The 15,882-nt window shown below is 58.1% G+C and carries 12 protein-coding genes; 10 read left to right on the top strand and 2 right to left on the bottom strand.

Going from position 1 to position 15,882, the window contains the following annotated elements; genetic code table 11:
- Positions 1-95: 95 nt before the first annotated feature.
- From D9V82_RS00455 to ndk, 6 genes are all read left to right on the top strand, one after another.
- The gene (locus D9V82_RS00455) at positions 96-1,046 is read left to right on the top strand and encodes a malate dehydrogenase (protein ID WP_121910460.1); all 951 of its coding nucleotides are present in this window, start codon (positions 96-98) and stop codon (positions 1,044-1,046) included.
- A gap of 82 nt (positions 1,047-1,128) precedes the next feature.
- Positions 1,129-3,870 carry a valine--tRNA ligase gene (locus tag D9V82_RS00450; RefSeq protein ID WP_420826862.1) on the top strand — a complete coding sequence of 914 codons (2,742 nt, stop codon included), beginning with the start codon at positions 1,129-1,131 and terminating at the stop codon, positions 3,868-3,870.
- On the top strand, positions 3,870-5,435 hold the full coding sequence (gene folC, locus D9V82_RS00445; RefSeq protein ID WP_121910458.1) for a bifunctional tetrahydrofolate synthase/dihydrofolate synthase: 1,566 nt from the start codon (positions 3,870-3,872) through the stop codon (positions 5,433-5,435). Before D9V82_RS00450 ends, folC begins: the two co-directional genes overlap by 1 nt.
- Positions 5,432-5,917 carry a DUF4233 domain-containing protein gene (locus D9V82_RS00440; RefSeq protein ID WP_121910457.1) on the top strand — a complete coding sequence of 162 codons (486 nt, stop codon included), beginning with the start codon at positions 5,432-5,434 and terminating at the stop codon, positions 5,915-5,917. Before folC ends, D9V82_RS00440 begins: the two co-directional genes overlap by 4 nt.
- Before the next feature lie 5 nt (positions 5,918-5,922).
- A complete protein-coding gene (locus tag D9V82_RS00435; RefSeq protein WP_200448866.1) occupies positions 5,923-6,234 on the top strand; it encodes a hypothetical protein in 312 nt (103 codons plus the stop codon).
- An 86-nt stretch (positions 6,235-6,320) separates the two neighbouring features.
- The gene (ndk, locus tag D9V82_RS00430) at positions 6,321-6,731 is read left to right on the top strand and encodes a nucleoside-diphosphate kinase (protein ID WP_121910672.1); all 411 of its coding nucleotides are present in this window, start codon (positions 6,321-6,323) and stop codon (positions 6,729-6,731) included.
- Positions 6,732-6,745: 14 nt separating this feature from the next.
- Here the strand turns inward: ndk and D9V82_RS00425 are convergent, their stop codons facing one another.
- Together D9V82_RS00425 and D9V82_RS00420 are read right to left on the bottom strand one after the other, a co-directional pair.
- Positions 6,746-7,993: an MFS transporter gene (locus D9V82_RS00425; protein WP_121910455.1), complete on the bottom strand. Its 1,248-nt coding sequence runs from the start codon at positions 7,991-7,993 to the stop codon at positions 6,746-6,748.
- 528 nt (positions 7,994-8,521) lie between these two features.
- The gene (locus D9V82_RS00420) at positions 8,522-9,289 is read right to left on the bottom strand and encodes an ArsR family transcriptional regulator (RefSeq protein WP_121910671.1); all 768 of its coding nucleotides are present in this window, start codon (positions 9,287-9,289) and stop codon (positions 8,522-8,524) included.
- Positions 9,290-9,515: 226 nt separating this feature from the next.
- Between D9V82_RS00420 and D9V82_RS00415 the strand changes: the two genes are divergently transcribed.
- The 4 genes from D9V82_RS00415 to obgE all read left to right on the top strand — a co-directional run bounded on the left by D9V82_RS00415 (position 9,516) and on the right by obgE (position 15,874).
- On the top strand, positions 9,516-13,316 hold the full coding sequence (locus tag D9V82_RS00415) for a translation initiation factor IF-2 N-terminal domain-containing protein (protein WP_121910454.1): 3,801 nt from the start codon (positions 9,516-9,518) through the stop codon (positions 13,314-13,316).
- 224 nt (positions 13,317-13,540) lie between these two features.
- Positions 13,541-13,846 carry a 50S ribosomal protein L21 gene (gene rplU, locus D9V82_RS00410; RefSeq protein ID WP_121910453.1) on the top strand — a complete coding sequence of 102 codons (306 nt, stop codon included), beginning with the start codon at positions 13,541-13,543 and terminating at the stop codon, positions 13,844-13,846.
- Between the two features lie 43 nt (positions 13,847-13,889).
- Positions 13,890-14,168: a 50S ribosomal protein L27 gene (rpmA, locus tag D9V82_RS00405; protein WP_121910452.1), complete on the top strand. Its 279-nt coding sequence runs from the start codon at positions 13,890-13,892 to the stop codon at positions 14,166-14,168.
- A 173-nt stretch (positions 14,169-14,341) separates the two neighbouring features.
- On the top strand, positions 14,342-15,874 hold the full coding sequence (gene obgE / locus D9V82_RS00400) for a GTPase ObgE (RefSeq protein ID WP_121910451.1): 1,533 nt from the start codon (positions 14,342-14,344) through the stop codon (positions 15,872-15,874).
- Positions 15,875-15,882: the final 8 nt, after the last annotated feature.

The raw sequence follows: 15,882 nt of genomic DNA, 5'->3' as shown, positions 1-15,882 counted from the left end.
TCGGATGGCGCTAAGCTCGGGGGTGAATACATTCCGTGGAGGGTGGCGTGCAAGATAGGCGTGTACAACTCCGCACCGTACGAGGAGGAATTAGCATGACCCAGCCAGTAAAAGTGACCGTCACCGGCGCCGCCGGAAATATCGCCTACTCTCTCCTGTGGCGGATTGCCGCGGGAGATGTCTTTGGCAAGGACACCCCCGTAGACCTTGCCCTGCTGGAAATTCCGGCAGTAGTAGACAAGGCCGAGGGCGTAGCCATGGAGCTTCGCGATTCCGCCCTGCCGCTGGTTAATTCGATTACGGTCACTGATGACCTCAAGGTTGCTTTCGAGGATGCTTCTGCCGCATTCTTAGTTGGCTCGCGCCCGCGCAGCAAAGGCATGGAGCGCGCAGATCTGCTCGAGGCTAATGGCGCTATTTTCACCGAGCAGGGCAAGGCCATCAATGATTATGCAGCGCGCGATGTGCGTGTGCTGGTGGTGGGCAACCCAGCCAATACGAATGCGCTCATTGCCGCGCACAGTGCCCCGGATCTGGATAACTCCCAGTTCAACGCGCTCATGCGTCTGGATCATAACCGCACCTTGGGCCAGCTGGCGGACAAGACGGGCTTGGCCACCAAGGACTTTTCCAAGATTGTGGTGTGGGGCAACCACTCCGCGACCCAGTTCCCGGATATCGCCTTTTCCAACGCGGAGGTAGATGAGCAGTGGTACCGCGAGGAAATGATTCCTAAGGTGGCCAAGCGCGGCGCTGAGATCATTGAGGTGCGCGGCAGCTCCTCTGCTGCGTCGGCAGCATCTGCCGCCGTGGACCATATGCACGATTGGATCCACGGTACCGAGGATTGGCATACCGCCGCCGTGCCCTCGGATGGCTCCTACGGCGTCGATGAGGGCCTCATTTGCGGCTTTCCCACTATCTGCCGTGATGGCAAGTGGGAAATCGTCCAGGGGTTGAAGCTTAGCGATTTTCAGAAGGAGTGCATTGCCGCCTCCGTGGACGAGCTGCGCCAGGAGCGCGAGGCAGTGGCAGACCTCCTATAAGAACGGCACGGATAAGTCCTTCCGCCCATCACCGTGTACCGGTGGTGGGCGAATATGCTGCTTAGTTGACGTACCGGGTAGAATCAGGCGGGTGACTGAGCAAAATGATGAGCAATTAGTTGGTACCAATCGCGCCGATTCTCTGCCCACATCCTGGGAGCCGCAGGCGGTAGAAAAAGACCTCTATGAAGGCTGGGTTAACCGCGGTTATTTCACCCCGGATGCGAATTCGGAGGCGGAGGGTTTTTCCATTGTGCTGCCACCGCCGAATGTTACTGGTCAGCTGCACATGGGCCACGCATTAGACCACACGCTGATTGATTCCATCATTCGCCGCAAGCGCATGCAGGGCTACTCTACCTTGTGGCTGCCCGGTGCGGACCACGCGGGAATTGCCACCCAGACAAAGGTCGAGGCCAAACTCAAGGAGACCGAGGGTAAAAAGCGCTGGGATTATGAGCGCGAAGAGTTTATCGAAAAGGTCTGGGAATGGAAAGAGCAATACGGCGGCACCATCCAGAACCAGATGCGAGCCATCGGTGACTCCGTGGATTGGTCCCGCGAGCGCTTTACCCTGGATGAGGGCCTGTCCCGCGCGGTGCAAACCATCTTCAAAAACCTCTACGATGAGGGCTTAATTTATCGGGCCAACCGCCTGGTCAATTGGTCGCCGGTGTTAGAGACGGCAGTTTCTGATATCGAGGTCGTCTACAAGGATGTCGAGGGCGAGCTAGTCTCCATCCGCTATGGCTCGCTTAATGACGATGAGCCGCACCTTATTGTCGCCACCACTCGCGTGGAAACCATGCTTGGCGATGTCGCCATTGCCGTCCATCCCGATGATGAGCGCTACGCCCACCTCGTGGGCCAAGAATTAGACCACCCCTTCCGTGACGACCTGAAGTTGAAGGTCATCGCCGATGATTACGTGGATATGGATTTTGGTACCGGTGCGGTAAAGATAACCCCGGCCCACGATCCCAATGACTACGCGATGGGCACCCGCCATAACCTGGATATGCCAACAATCATGGATACCACCGGTCGCATCGCCCATAGCGGTACCCGCTTTGATGGCATGACGCGCGAAGAGGCGCGCGTGGAAATTCGGGAGGCGCTGCGAGAGCAGGGGCGCATCGTCAAAGAAATCCGCCCATATGTCCACTCGGTGGGGCACTCGGAGCGCTCCGGCGAGCCTGTCGAGCCACGCCTGTCGCTGCAGTGGTTCGTCGATGTCTCGCAGATGGCAAAGGCTTCTGGCGATGCCGTGCGTGAGGGAGATACTGCTGTGCACCCGCAGTCGCTCGAGCCGCGTTATTTCGAGTGGGTTGATGACATGCATGATTGGTGTATCTCCCGCCAGCTGTGGTGGGGCCACCGCATCCCTATTTGGTACGGCCCAGAGCATACGAACGAGTCGGGTGAAGTTGAACGTGACATCGTGTGCGTCGGCCCCGATGAGGAGCCGCCGACAGACTACGAACAGGATCCTGATGTCCTCGATACCTGGTTCTCTTCGGCTCTGTGGCCATTTTCCACCCTGGGCTGGCCCGATAAGACCCCGGATCTGGAGAAATTCTATCCCACTAACGTGCTGGTCACCGCCTATGACATCTTGTTTTTCTGGGTCGCTCGCATGATGATGTTCGGCACCTTCGCTGGCACCAAGACCCCTGAGCTTATGGGCCAGGGTATTGATGGTCGCCCGCAGATTCCTTTCAAGGATCTCTATCTGCACGGCTTAGTTCGCGATGAGCAGGGTCGCAAGATGTCGAAGTCCCTGGGCAATGGCATTGACCCCATGGATTGGGTGCGCGATTACGGTGCCGATGCGCTGCGCTTCACCCTGGCTCGCGGTGCCAACCCGGGCGTGGATTTGCCGCTGGGCTCTGATGCCGCTGCGGCATCGCGTAACTTCGCCACCAAGCTCTTTAATGCCACCAAGTTCGCCCTGATGAATGGCGCCGGTGTGGCACCGCTGCCTAGCCGCACGGAGCTTTCCGATGCCGACCGCTGGATCCTCGACCGCGCCGAAGAGGTGCGCACCCAGGTGGATTCCTACTTGGACGATTTTCAATTTGCCAAGGCCAACGAGCTGCTCTACCACTTCATTTGGGATGAACTCTGTGACTGGTACTTGGAGATCGCCAAGACACAGATCCCCCGGGATGGCGAAACGGTAGAAGGTCGCAACACCCAGATCGTGCTGGGCCGCGTCCTTGACGTGGTGTTGCGCCTGATGCACCCCACCATGCCGTATGTGACCGAGGTGCTGTGGAAGGCCTTGACTGGTGGGGAATCCATCGTTATTGCCCCGTGGCCCACGGCGGCCGATACCAATGGTGGCGCCACCAAGGATGCGGTGGCCGCTCGCCGCATCGAGGACGCCGATAAGCTTATTACCGAGCTACGCCGCTTCCGCTCCGATCAGGGCGTTAAGCCTTCGCAGAAGGTGCCGGGCCGCCTCGATTTTGTCGCGGCAGACCTGCAAGGCCAAGAAGAGTTGGTCCGCAACCTTGCCAACACCATCGCGCCGGATACAGACTTCAACCCTTCGGCCTCAATCGAAGTGCGCCTGTCCCAGGCCACCGTGGAGGTTACGCTGGATACCCACGGCGCAGTCGACGTCGAAGCAGAGCGCAAACGCCTGGAAAAGGACCTGGCCAAGGCCAATAAAGAATTGGAACAGACCGGCAAAAAGCTGAGTAATGAAAATTTCCTAGCCAAGGCGCCGGGAGATGTAATTGAAAAGATCCGGGCGCGCCAGGATATCGCGCGCGAAGAAGTCGAGCGCATCACTCACCGCTTGGAGGGTCTTAAATAGTGACAGATCAGCGCTTCAATCATGATGTTCACGGCGAGTCCAATGGGGGAGAAGATGATTTTGAAATCGTCGATGCCCTCAAAGAGGGCACCGATGGCACCCCGGTGGAGATCACGGAATCGGGGTTGACACTCAACCTTGGCCTGGGTGAGGACGAGGAATATAACGACGTCGCACCCCAAGAAGTCTCCCCGGAGGAGCTGCAGGCTCTCGGTGAGGTAGAAGAAGAACTCAACCAGCGCTGGCCGGAGACCAAGATCGAGCCCACCCTGGAGCGCATTGAGATGCTTATGGATTTGCTGGGGCACCCCGAACAATCCTTTGACGTCATCCACATCGCGGGCACCAACGGCAAGTCTTCTACCGCGCGCATGGTCGATTCGCTGCTGCGTTCTTTCCACCGCCGCGTGGGCCTGTTCACCAGCCCGCACCTGCAGCGGGTCACCGAACGCATTGGTATCGATGGCCAGCCCATCCACCCGCGCGATTACGTGCGCCTATGGCACGAAATAAAGCCGTATGTGGAGATGGTGGATGCGCACTCTGAGGTCCCCATGTCCAAATTTGAAGTCCTGGTGGGTCTGTCCTATGCAGCGTTTGCCGATGCCCCCGTTGATGTCGCCGTCGTCGAGGTCGGCCTCGGCGGGCTGTGGGATGCCACGAATGTGGTCAATGCTGATGTTTCCGTGATTACCCCGGTGGGGTTGGACCACATGGAGTACCTGGGTAGCGATATTCGGGAGATTGCGGGGGAGAAGGCAGGCATCATCAAGCGCCGCGCTGATGCTGAAGACCCTCTGACTCCGAATGAAAACATCGCTATCATCGCAGAGCAAGCCCCTGAGGCTATGCAGGTTATCCTGCAACGCGCAGTAGATATGGATGCGGGCGTGGCGCGCTCCGGCGTGGAGTTCGCGGCCGTTGAATCTCGTATAGCTGTCGGTGGACAGCAGGTCAACATCCGGGGCCTGGGTGGCATGTACCAGGATATTTTCTTGCCGCTGCACGGCGAGCACCAGGCCAAGAATGCGGCCGTTGCCCTTGCCGCGGTGGAGGCCTTCTTCGGCGCCTCTTCCGGCCATTCGTTGGATATTGCCTCTGTGCGCACCGGTTTTGCGAAGACGATTTCGCCCGGTCGCCTCGAGCGCGTGCGCACCTCGCCCACGACGTTTATCGATGCCGCCCATAATCCCCACGGCGCCAAGGCACTCGGTGCAGCACTGGACCGTGACTTCGACTTCGCGCGGCTTATCGGCGTGGTCTCTGTCTTTGGCGATAAGGACGCTCAGGGCATCCTTATCGCACTGGAACCGTACTTGAGCGAGGTGGTCATCTCTCAGAACTCCTCGCCGCGTGCGATCGATGCCTATGAATTAGCGGAAACTGCCCGCGATATTTTTGGCGAAGAGCGCGTCTATGTGGCCGATGATCTGCCCAGTGCCTACGCGCAAGCCGTGGAGCTGGCCGAGGAATCCGAGGTGCAATCCGGCTCCGGTATCGTAATTACTGGTTCGGTGGTCACCGCCGGCGAAGCCCGCGCGATGTTTGGAAAGGAGCCCGCATGACCAGCCCTCATCCTCGGTCCGGCTCGCCTCGTCCGCCGCGCCGCAGCGAAGACATTGCGGACAATGAAATCGGCCCATTAGGCTTAGGGCAGGACCCCGTTAAGGATCCGCTCAAGAGTTTTAATGGCATGGTCATCGCCAGCTCGCTCATCATGGAGTCGATCACGCTCGTTTTGGCACTGCCGCTGTTGTACAAGCTGTATGACGGTACGCTGTGGACGCCGTTTAACTACGGCTTGGTGATAGGTGCCCTGATATTCCACGTGGGCATGATCGCGTTCATGACAAGGAAGTGGGCATTGACCGTTATTGTGTGGGCACAGCTGTTGGGCCTTATCCTTGGCTTCCTGGCGCACTGGTCCATCGCCGCGATCTTCATCATCTTTGGCATGGAATGGCTGCTTGCAGCGTATTTGCGCAGTAACCTAATCGCCCGCATGAAGCGCGGTTACTTAACTACCCAGCACCTCAACCAGAAATAGTGGCTATGCGTACCATCTATCTCGTCCTCGCGGCCTTGGCCTGCATTGCCGCGGTAGCGGCCCGTGCGGCCACGGGAGCGCCGTGGCTGCCGCTGGTAGCACTCATCATCGCTGCCGTGTTTTTGATTTTGGCTCTACGCGCTAATTTTCAGCGGGTAGAAGAAGCCACCATCGATGATTTGGATAAAAAGCAGCGCGCAGAGATTATGCGTTTGCTAGACAATGGCCAGTTCGGCACGGCGGTCAACCAGGTGCGCCTATGGTTTAGGGGTACCTCGCACGAGCGCGCAACGGAGATAGTCCAGCAGCTTACTTAATGCTTACTTAAATCACCTATCGCGCATTCTACCGCTTTAAGACCTCGGTCGTGGACGAGCTGCGGGAATTCGGTACAGTATGGATCATGACTGAACGTACATTGATCCTCATTAAGCCCGACGGCGTAAAGAACGGCCACGTGGGCGAGATTATTGCCCGCATCGAACGCAAGGGCCTCAAACTGGCGGAGCTGGACCTGCGCGTGGCTGACCGCGAGACCGCAGAAAAGCACTACGAAGAGCACAAGGATAAGCCATTCTTTGGCGAGCTGGTGGACTTCATCACCTCTGCACCGCTCATCGCCGGGGTCGTTGAAGGCGAGCGTGCTATCGAGGCATGGCGCCAGCTGGCCGGTGGCACCGACCCAGTCTCCAAGGCTGTACCCGGTTCCATCCGCGGAGACTTCGCACTCAGCGTAGGGGAGAACATCGTGCACGGATCCGACTCCCCCGAGTCCGCAGAGCGCGAGATTGGAATTTGGTTCCCCAACCTCTAAGCACTGCAACTATACTAAGAAATAGAGCCCTCAGACATATCTGCTGTACGCGGTGAACGCGCCACGGGCAAGGACGATGCGGCAGCTGCGACTACCAACGCAGCTGCCAAGGCAGCTGCCGCAACACCAGCATGAGCAGAAAGTGCCGCGAAAAGAATCATCCCAAGCGGGGTACCCGCGGTAAAGACGAGCTGATCCTTTGTGGCGAACTGGTGCACCAAACCATCATCTCCCAAAGACTGCCCGAGAGAATCCCAGGCAATACCTGCTGCTGTCATTAACAAGGACGCGGCAGCACCAATTGCTGCGATGAGCACGAAGACAGGGGTGAATGCCAAAGCCAGGATCTGCCCGGCCAGAAGTATCAGCATTAGCATCTGCAAGGTGCTAAAACGTACCCGATCTAATACCTTCAGAATTGTTGCGGCTGAGCCAAGCAGTGAACCGACCGCGAGAGCAGTTGCCATAAACCCCCAGGACTTTTCGTCGAAGGTATTCATAATCCACGTAGGGCCAGCACTTCCCAGGAAGCCATTGACAACTGCTGCGACCAACCAGGTGCCGAGTCCCACCCGTACCCAGCTAGGGAGCATTGGGGACGCAAGAGATTTGTTCTGAGTCGATGAACCGGTGCCTTCCGGTTCTGATTCAGTAGCTACGCCATTGGAGCTTTCTCCTGCTGGTTCTCTACGAACCGAGAGAAACGGAAGTACAAAGAACATGGCCACTAGGAAAGTGGCGCCGTCGATAAGCAATACCGTGTTAAATCCCAAGGTGAGCACCGCCGCTGTACCGATGAGGGGGCCAGCGATAAACAGCAGATCACCGAGTATCGACAGGGATCCATTGACGCGGGTGCGCTGGTCACCGGAAAACAGCTCAGACAAAAGGCTAAACCTTGCTGGCCCAAAGAATGATGAGGCACAACCGTACGCAGCACTTGAGAGCGCGAACGCAGTGATGGAATCGCCGCGACTAACCACCCAGGCTACAAGTCCCCACTGCGCCAGCATCCGAACGACATCACTACCCAGCATCCAGATCACTGGTCGGTGAGGGGGCGGCAGTTTTCGGACCACTAAAGAACTAAAGAAGCGGCCGGCCCACAGTGAAATAAGCACCACCGTCAAGCCGCGGCCCGACGGATCTGCTCGGTGTGCCTGAAGTGCAAAAGCGATCGGGATGAGGCCGTCACCCAACCCGGAAACGACAGCGGCTGCAAAGATGAGCGAAAACTTAGATTTAAAAGAAAGATTATTCATTAGATTAACTCGGTATCACCCTTAACCGGCGTAAACAGAAGCCCCTCCTTAAACCTAAACTGCCAAAAAGAGAGAAGGATATGCGCTCGCCCCCGAAAAGTGGACACATCGGGGGTTGGTCCCTTTCTCTCGACAAGAAAAAATCAAACAAAGATGGACCAATCCTTAAACGTTGTAACACCAATTAGTGCTATGCATAACATAGCGCATGCTAAAGAAGGTTGCATCACATTTACGTCTTATATTCTCAAACCTCTTTATCAGTTGATCCGTTCCGGTTTTCCTACTGGAGCAGATGGTCACGCTTAAACCAAGCCCTGTCTAAGTTCACGACATATTTGAGAACCTGCTCCTGCTAAGGGGACCGGCCCCCGATGTGTCCACTTTTCGGAGGTCGGGTCCTAGGCTCCACTAAAGCTCTAGTCGGTACCATTGAACCCTCGTTGAAATTCCGGCTTGGGTTGGCCTGGTATACGTTATGTTCTGGATTGGTCCAAAGGTGTTTCCCATAGAGCGGAGTTTACCAAGTTAGCGTTTCCCAATCTGATAAAGGCAGCGTACGCCAGTAGGGGAGAGGGTGATGTGCCAGCTTTCTACTTTGGAGCGCAGGCCAATATTTTCTACCGTCACTAGCCCGTGCTTTTTAAGTTCCTGGACCGGATCGGACAGGGTATCTAACTTCACCTGCATCAGGTGGGATAAAGCTTTAGTGGTAGTCGTATTGCCTTGGATAGCCCCGGCGGTGACGAGGGCGGTGAGGATGTCGAGGTGGGCATCGGCAAGCTGCATGGCACTATCTGTGACCCCTGTTAAGGGATCTTCAGCCACGATGCGCTGCATGCGGCGGCGGCCAATGCGAAAGGACTGGGAAAACATGGACCATATACCCAGCGGGAATGCGAACGCCCACATCGCGCCGGTCACGATGCCTTCCACCGGTGGGGCCGGCGAGATATCCGGCAACCAGCCGGCCGCGGATAGCGGGGCCATGGCCAGCGGTAGGGCAATTGGAATTACTGGCGCCCAATAAGCAATGGCGGGGTAATCGCCCTCAAGGTAGACATCCTGGGTCGCCCCGATGGAACGGGGATAGTGGCGGATGAGGTACACCAATCCAATGACCGCAAAAACTGCAAAAACGCCGGCGCCCATCAGCATGTAGCTGGCCCCTGTGTGGGCAAAACCGAGGGCAAAGCCGGCCGGAACGCCTAATAAGCATGCATCTTTCGGCATAATCTCATTGCACTGCCGGTACTGCGATAATTTTCTGGCGGGAATCGGTGCTAGTTCTGCCATAGTGTCAAACGTATCATCGCACACAGCCTGCTCGCCCCGTCAGGATTCTGTGACACAATGGAACTCACGCGCAGCATGCGCGCATAATTTCATAGCCCACACGCTTTAACGCGGTGCATTTAATTGCGGCTATTCGTGCGGCAGCGGCACGGTTCCTCTAGGGGTTGTGCCTGCGCCCGAGTAGCTGGTGCACCATACAATCGAAGTACAGGAGTAAGCCCAACTAATGGCGGCACAGAACTCTCAAGGAACAACTGAAAACCTACAGGCAGCTGCGGCTTTGGCCCAACGCATAGACCTGAGCGAGCTCAAGGATAAAACTCGCGTGTATGCCATGGCCAAAAAGCTCGGCCTATCATCACGTCGGCTGGTGGCGCAGCTTAAGGAGATGGGCCTGAACAAGACCGCTCAGAGCTCTATTACTCGCGCGGAAGCAGGTGACCTCTTCGCCGCTTTGGAGCGCCAAGCTGGGGCTGCGGAGGCGGTACATTCTTTAGCCGCTGACGAGAACCCAGCGGACCAGAAGCCCGAGAGCAAGGCCAAGACCACCAAACGCCCTCGGCGCACCCGCAAGGCCACTAAGAAGTCCGCGCCCGCGGCAAAGAAAGAACCAACACAGCCTGATACTGCCGAGACAGATAACGCTCCCGCTGAAAACACCGCAGCCGATGTGGAAGAGGAGAAGAGCCTGCGCTACCGCGTGCGCAAGAACGTGGATAATGAAATCTCCCAGATTGAAGAAAAGGTCGATGCCTCGTTGGTAAAAAGCGCACTGCCGGATGTCAAGCAGGCGCTGGACCATTTACCGGATCCTGAGCCGACGAAAGCGCCGGCGCGCGCTGCAGACACCGATGCTGCGGAGGCTGGCACCGCTACTGGCAGTGCGGGTGACCTGACGGGTACCGTGAATCCAGCTAAGCTTCGCGAGGTGCTAGCTGAGGCGGGCGAGGACCTCGACGATGATTACTTCGCACCGCGCATGGTGCCACAGGCAGAGACGGACGAAGATTCTGCCACGTATGACTTTGCGCCGCTGTTTATGCCACCGGTGCAGCAGGCGGCCACCGAACTGGACGAGGCCACAGACATTGCGGCGATCACTGAAACCACTGATGTGACGGATCCTGCCGAAGACGCCGAGTCTGACGGTCCCGAGGCGAGCCATGGGGCATGGCGCGGGGCTTCCGACAAGCGCCGTCGCGGCCGTCGCGGTACCTCCCGCGGCCGCGGTGGCTACGATAACCCCCCAGGAAAAGCAGCGGATAAGGAGCTGGAGTTTATCGATGAGCCCAAGGCCATCCGCGGCTCCACCCGCATTGAGGCACAGAAGCGTCGCCGCGAAGAATTGCGTGAAAAGGGCCGCGAGCGCCAGCATATTGTGTCCCAGGCGGAATTTTTGGCGCGGCGCGAGGCCGTGGAACGGACCATGGTGGTCCGCGATAAGCAGCGTGAAGACGGCGCGGGCATCGTCACGCAGGTGGGTGTGCTTGAAGATGACCTCCTGGTTGAGCACTTCGTTACCACCGATGCTCAAGCCTCCCTCATCGGCAATATTTACCTAGGCCGCGTGCAAAACGTTTTGCCTTCCATGGAGGCGGCATTCGTAGACATCGGTCAAGGCCGCAATGGTGTGCTCTATGCCAGCGAGATTGATTGGCGTAAAACCAAATTGCACGGGCGTTCCCGCAAGGTAGAAAACACTCTGAAATCCGGCGACCAAATTGTGGTGCAGGTGGCCAAGGACTCGATTGGCCACAAGGGTGCGCGCCTGACCACCCGGATTTCCCTGGCCGGTCGCTACCTCGTCTACGTTCCAGGCGGGCGTAGCGCCGGAATTTCGCGCAAGCTGCCGGCACCGGAGCGCAAGCGCTTAAAAGAAATCTTGAGGCGTGTGGTGCCCGGTGATGGCGGTACCATCATCCGCACAGCTGCTGAAAACGTGCCCGAAAAGGCCATTGCTACCGATGTGCAGCGCTTGCATAACCGGTGGGAAGATATTTCCGCTCAGGCCGAAAAAGAAAAATCCTCGAAGGGTGCTAAGCCGGTAACTCTTTATGAAGAGCCGAATATGCTCATCAAGGTTGTTCGCGATCTTTTCAACGAAGATTTCCACCGTCTGATCGTGGACGGGAAGCGATCCTTTAACACGGTTAATGCCTACGTGGAATCCATGGCCCCGGACCTCGCGGACCGGGTGGAACGTTATCAGTCGAACGAACATGGAGGCCAAGACGCGTTTGCCGCCTACCGCATTGATGAGCAGCTGCATAAGGCGCTTTCCCGCAAAGTGTGGCTACCGTCCGGTGGCACCTTGGTCATTGACCGCACTGAGGCTATGACCGTCATTGACGTCAACACCGGCAAGTTCACCGGTTCCGGTGGCAACCTGGAAGAGACCGTCACCCGTAATAATTTGGAGGCGGCCGAAGAAATCGTGCGCCAGATGCGCCTGCGCGATCTGGGCGGCATGATCGTGGTGGACTTTATTGACATGGTGCTACCGGAAAACCAGGACTTAGTTTTGCGGCGCCTGAAGGAAGCCTTGGGTCGCGATCGCACGCGCCACCAGGTATCTGAGGTCACCTCTTTGGGCTTGGTGCAAATGACGCGCAAACGTTTGGGCACCGGGCTAGTAGAGACCTTTTCTACCGAATGTGAGCACTGCCGTGGCCGCGGAATCATCATTCACGAGTATCCCGTCGACGAACTAGAAGACAGTCACTCCAGCCATCACTCGCATGGCTCCCCTAGGGCGCACAAGAAGCCTGCCAATGATCCCCAGCAGCACCCGGCTGCCGTTGCGATGCACGAGCACGAAGATGCGGACGAGCACCCGGAGAAGAATGACCAGAAAGGGCAGAAAAACCACACGGTGCGAAGGAGCGCTTCCCAGTCGCGGAAGTACCAGAAGACCAATGGTCCTCTCTACGGCAGTGATGATAAGCAGTCACCGTCCCTAGAGGAGCTGGTGGCCAATGTAGTCGTATACGAAGAGCCAGCCGAATGTGAGCAGGAGGCACCACAGAAACGGACCGAAAACCCCAGCGGAAACCGGGACCAGCGTGGCCGCGGTGAAGGCAAGCAGAAAAAGCGCCGCCGAGTCCAGAAGAGGTCGGCGGTCACGGAAATCGAGGCCATCGCCTATGCTGCGGCGGAAAACGCCGCCGACAGCGATGAGGTACAGGAATTTAATTCTTATGTGCCCGATGGCCAAGAAAAGTTGGCGACGGAGGAGAAACGTACCCAGCGGGGTAAGAAGCGGCGCCGGGCGACGCGGACCTCGCCCGCGTCCCGTCGCGCGCAGGCGCAGCCGAGTCACGGCCAGTGGGGCGCTGAGGAGAAGCAAGCAGTGGCTCCGGATGCAGCGGAGAAGACCTACGAGGAGGCAGTAGCGGAGTTTGAGGCTTCGCCGCGCCGGAAGCGGCGCACGCGTGGCAATTCGCGTTCCGATAAGCGCCCACGTCCAGAGGATTTTGCCCGGCCGCAACGAGAGTTATCCGCAGGATCCACTGATCAGGCACGGGGTGAGGGCATGGCACAGCGGGTAGCCAAGCAGCAGAAGCCCGGCAACAAGACAGGCGGGCGTGGTCGGCGTCGCAGCGTCCGCACTCAGACGGATTCTCGCCGGGCTCCTGTACAGGCCTCGCACCGGGCGCATGCACAGGAGGGTGGGCAGAGCGATAAGCCCGACAACGCCTCGCGGACGGCGGTGCCGCGCAACGAAAATATAAGCGGCAGGAAGAGAAATTCCGCGGCACAGGCAGGCCGTCGCGTCAAACGCCGCGTGGTGCGCACCAACCCCGGGGATAGGGACACCTCGCATAATGCGGGTGCTCTCTCGGCGACGCCTGTTCACGGCGAGAAAGAAGCCCAGAACGGTGCGCCTGCGCAGGCCGAAAAGAAAGTTGTTCGCCGCGGAAAGAAGCGTGCGGTGAAAAAGGCGTCTACTAAAGCGCCGGGGAGCTCGCAGGCTAATGCCAAGGATGTGGGCCGGCGGCGGCGCGTAGCACGAAGAGCTACTTCCTAGCGCACCGCCACGCGGGTATGAAGCGTCTGGTTTGTATTTTGTACCCGCGGCGGGGTAGTCTTTGACAGTCGCTGTTTGGAACTCTCGGCGCTAGATCAAACCACAATTGCCGCCCGGTGATTGTGAATATGTTCGCGCGAGGTCTGAACGCAATATGTAAGTGTCCATTCGGATAACGGCCTGTATGTCGTGTCCGAGCGAGTTTAGATAAGGGGTAACCCTCTATGTACGCGATCGTCAAGACCGGCGGCAAGCAGTACAAGGTTGCTGAAGGTGACCTCGTCAAGGTCGAGAAGATCGAGGGTGAGCCAGGCTCTGCCGTGGCTCTCACCCCGGTTCTGCTCGTCGATGGCGCCACTGTAAAGTCCAAGGCTTCCGACTTGGAGAAAGTTTCCGTCTCCGCGGAAATCGTCAAACAGGGTAAAGGTCCAAAGATTGATATCCTGAAGTACAAGAACAAGACTGGTTATAAGAGGCGCTTGGGTCACCGCCAGCCTCTAACCACCTTGAAAATCACCGGTATCAAGTAAGCCTTAACCGGGCTGTAAATCATCCCCGAAGGAGGGAAACGACATGGCACACAAGAAGGGTGCTTCCAGCTCCAGCAACGGTCGCGATTCCGAGTCTAAGCGCCTCGGCGTCAAGCGCTTCGGTGGTCAGCAGGTTAACGCCGGTGAGATCATCGTCCGTCAGCGCGGCACCAAGTTCCACCCAGGTGAGAATGTTGGTCGCGGCGGCGACGACACCCTGTTTGCACTTGCTGCTGGCTCCGTAAAGTTCGGCACCAAGCGTGGACGCCGGATGGTCAATATTATCCCGGCCGAAGAGGCTGCGGCAGAAGCTTCCGCTTAAGCACGACCGCAGCGGTCTATCCTCGGGCAGCTTTCACTACGAGTGAGAGCAGCTCGAGGATTTTCTCGTGTTACCTCTCATTGTCTTGGGAAGGCGTGGGTTAGAGTCCGGGCTTGGCTAAGCATTACACTGGCTAAGGCAATTGATTTAAATAAGAAGGGGTGTGGCATATCATGGCACGTTTTATTGACCGCGTCGTCTTGCACTTGCAGGCTGGCGACGGTGGGCATGGTTGCGTGTCTGTCCACCGCGAGAAATTCAAGCCATTGGGTGGGCCGGACGGTGGCAACGGAGGTCACGGCGGCGACATCGTCTTGGAGGTCTCCGAGCAGATCCATACCTTGATGGATTTCCACTACCGCCCGCATATTAAGGCCGAGCGTGGCGGCAACGGTGCTGGCGATATGCGCAATGGCGCGCGCGGTAAGGACTTAATTTTGGAGGTCCCCGCCGGCACTGTTGTGCGCACAGAAACGGGCGAAACCCTTGCGGATCTCACCGTGCCGGGCACGCGTTTCGTCGCGGCCGAGGGGGGATTCGGAGGACTGGGCAATGCGGCCCTGGCGTCGAAGAACCGCAAGGCACCCGGCTTTGCACTGCAGGGCGAGCCTGGCCAAGCCCACGACCTGGTGCTCGAACTTAAATCCATGGCGGATGTGGGGCTTGTCGGTTTTCCTTCGGCTGGCAAGTCCTCGTTGATTTCGGTGTTGTCCGCTGCCAAGCCGAAGATCGGGGACTACCCGTTTACCACCCTGCAGCCCAACTTGGGTGTCGTGGACATGGGTAATAGCTCCTTTACCATTGCTGATGTCCCCGGCCTCATCCCCGGCGCCGCCGATGGTAAAGGTTTGGGATTGGATTTCCTGCGTCACATTGAACGCACGGCGGTGCTAGCCCACGTAGTCGATACTGCTTCCATTGAACCGGGCCGCGACCCGGAATCTGATATCGAGGCGCTGGAAAATGAGCTGGCCAAGTACCAGGAGGCGCTGGAGAGCGATACCGGTTTGGGTGATCTGCGCGATCGCCCGCGCGTCATCATTTTAAATAAGGCCGATATTCCGGAGGCAGAAGAGCTCGCGGAGTTCGTTAAGGACGACTTAGAAGAAAAGTTCGGCTGGCCGGTGTTCATCATCTCTGCGGTCGCCCGCAAGGGCTTGGACCTGCTGAAATTCAAGCTCATGGAGATGGTGACCGAGCATCATAAGGCGCAGCCGAAGCCCCAGCGGGATCCTTCTCATACGGTGATTCACCCCAAGGCTCAGGCGCACAGGAAAAAACCCGGCAACTTCGCGGACTTTAGCGTGCGGCCAGACCCAGAGGTGCAGGGCGGATTCATCGTGGATGGCGATAAGATCAAACGTTGGATTACCCAGACCGACTTTGAAAACGATGAAGCCGTGGGCTACCTGGCGGATCGCTTGGCCAAGGCCGGCGTGGAGGATGAGCTGCACAAGCAGGGCGCGGTGGAAGGCTGCCCCGTGACCATTGGTGGTCTTACCTTCGAATGGGAGCCGATGGTCGGCGGCGATCCCACCATGGCCAGCCGCGGCGAGGACGCCCGGCTAAAGGGCACCAATCGCGTCTCTGCGGCGGAGCGCAAGCGTGCCTCCCAGGCTCGGCGTGGCTTGGTCGATGAATTCGACTACGGCGATGAGGAAGAGGTCACCCGCGAGGCCGCCAATCGCGACCGGTGGCAGGGCTAGCCATCTCG

It is taken from the genome of Corynebacterium macginleyi (genome assembly GCF_003688935.1).
Lineage (GTDB): Bacteria > Actinomycetota > Actinomycetes > Mycobacteriales > Mycobacteriaceae > Corynebacterium > Corynebacterium macginleyi.
This window is presented reverse-complemented; position numbering and strand designations above follow the sequence as displayed.

What these genes read in the sequence shown, in the direction of transcription:
- D9V82_RS00455 (WP_121910460.1), top strand. Translation starts at nt 96, where the DNA reads ATGACCCAGCCAGTAAAAGTGACCGTCACCGGCGCCGCCGGAAATATC.
- D9V82_RS00440 (WP_121910457.1), top strand. Translation starts at nt 5,432, where the DNA reads ATGACCAGCCCTCATCCTCGGTCCGGCTCGCCTCGTCCGCCGCGCCGC.
- D9V82_RS00435 (WP_200448866.1), top strand. Translation starts at nt 5,923, where the DNA reads ATGCGTACCATCTATCTCGTCCTCGCGGCCTTGGCCTGCATTGCCGCG.
- ndk (WP_121910672.1), top strand. Translation starts at nt 6,321, where the DNA reads ATGACTGAACGTACATTGATCCTCATTAAGCCCGACGGCGTAAAGAAC.
- D9V82_RS00425 (WP_121910455.1), bottom strand. Translation starts at nt 7,993, where the DNA reads ATGAATAATCTTTCTTTTAAATCTAAGTTTTCGCTCATCTTTGCAGCC.
- D9V82_RS00420 (WP_121910671.1), bottom strand. Translation starts at nt 9,289, where the DNA reads ATGGCAGAACTAGCACCGATTCCCGCCAGAAAATTATCGCAGTACCGG.
- D9V82_RS00415 (WP_121910454.1), top strand. Translation starts at nt 9,516, where the DNA reads ATGGCGGCACAGAACTCTCAAGGAACAACTGAAAACCTACAGGCAGCT.
- rplU (WP_121910453.1), top strand. Translation starts at nt 13,541, where the DNA reads ATGTACGCGATCGTCAAGACCGGCGGCAAGCAGTACAAGGTTGCTGAA.
- rpmA (WP_121910452.1), top strand. Translation starts at nt 13,890, where the DNA reads ATGGCACACAAGAAGGGTGCTTCCAGCTCCAGCAACGGTCGCGATTCC.
- obgE (WP_121910451.1), top strand. Translation starts at nt 14,342, where the DNA reads ATGGCACGTTTTATTGACCGCGTCGTCTTGCACTTGCAGGCTGGCGAC.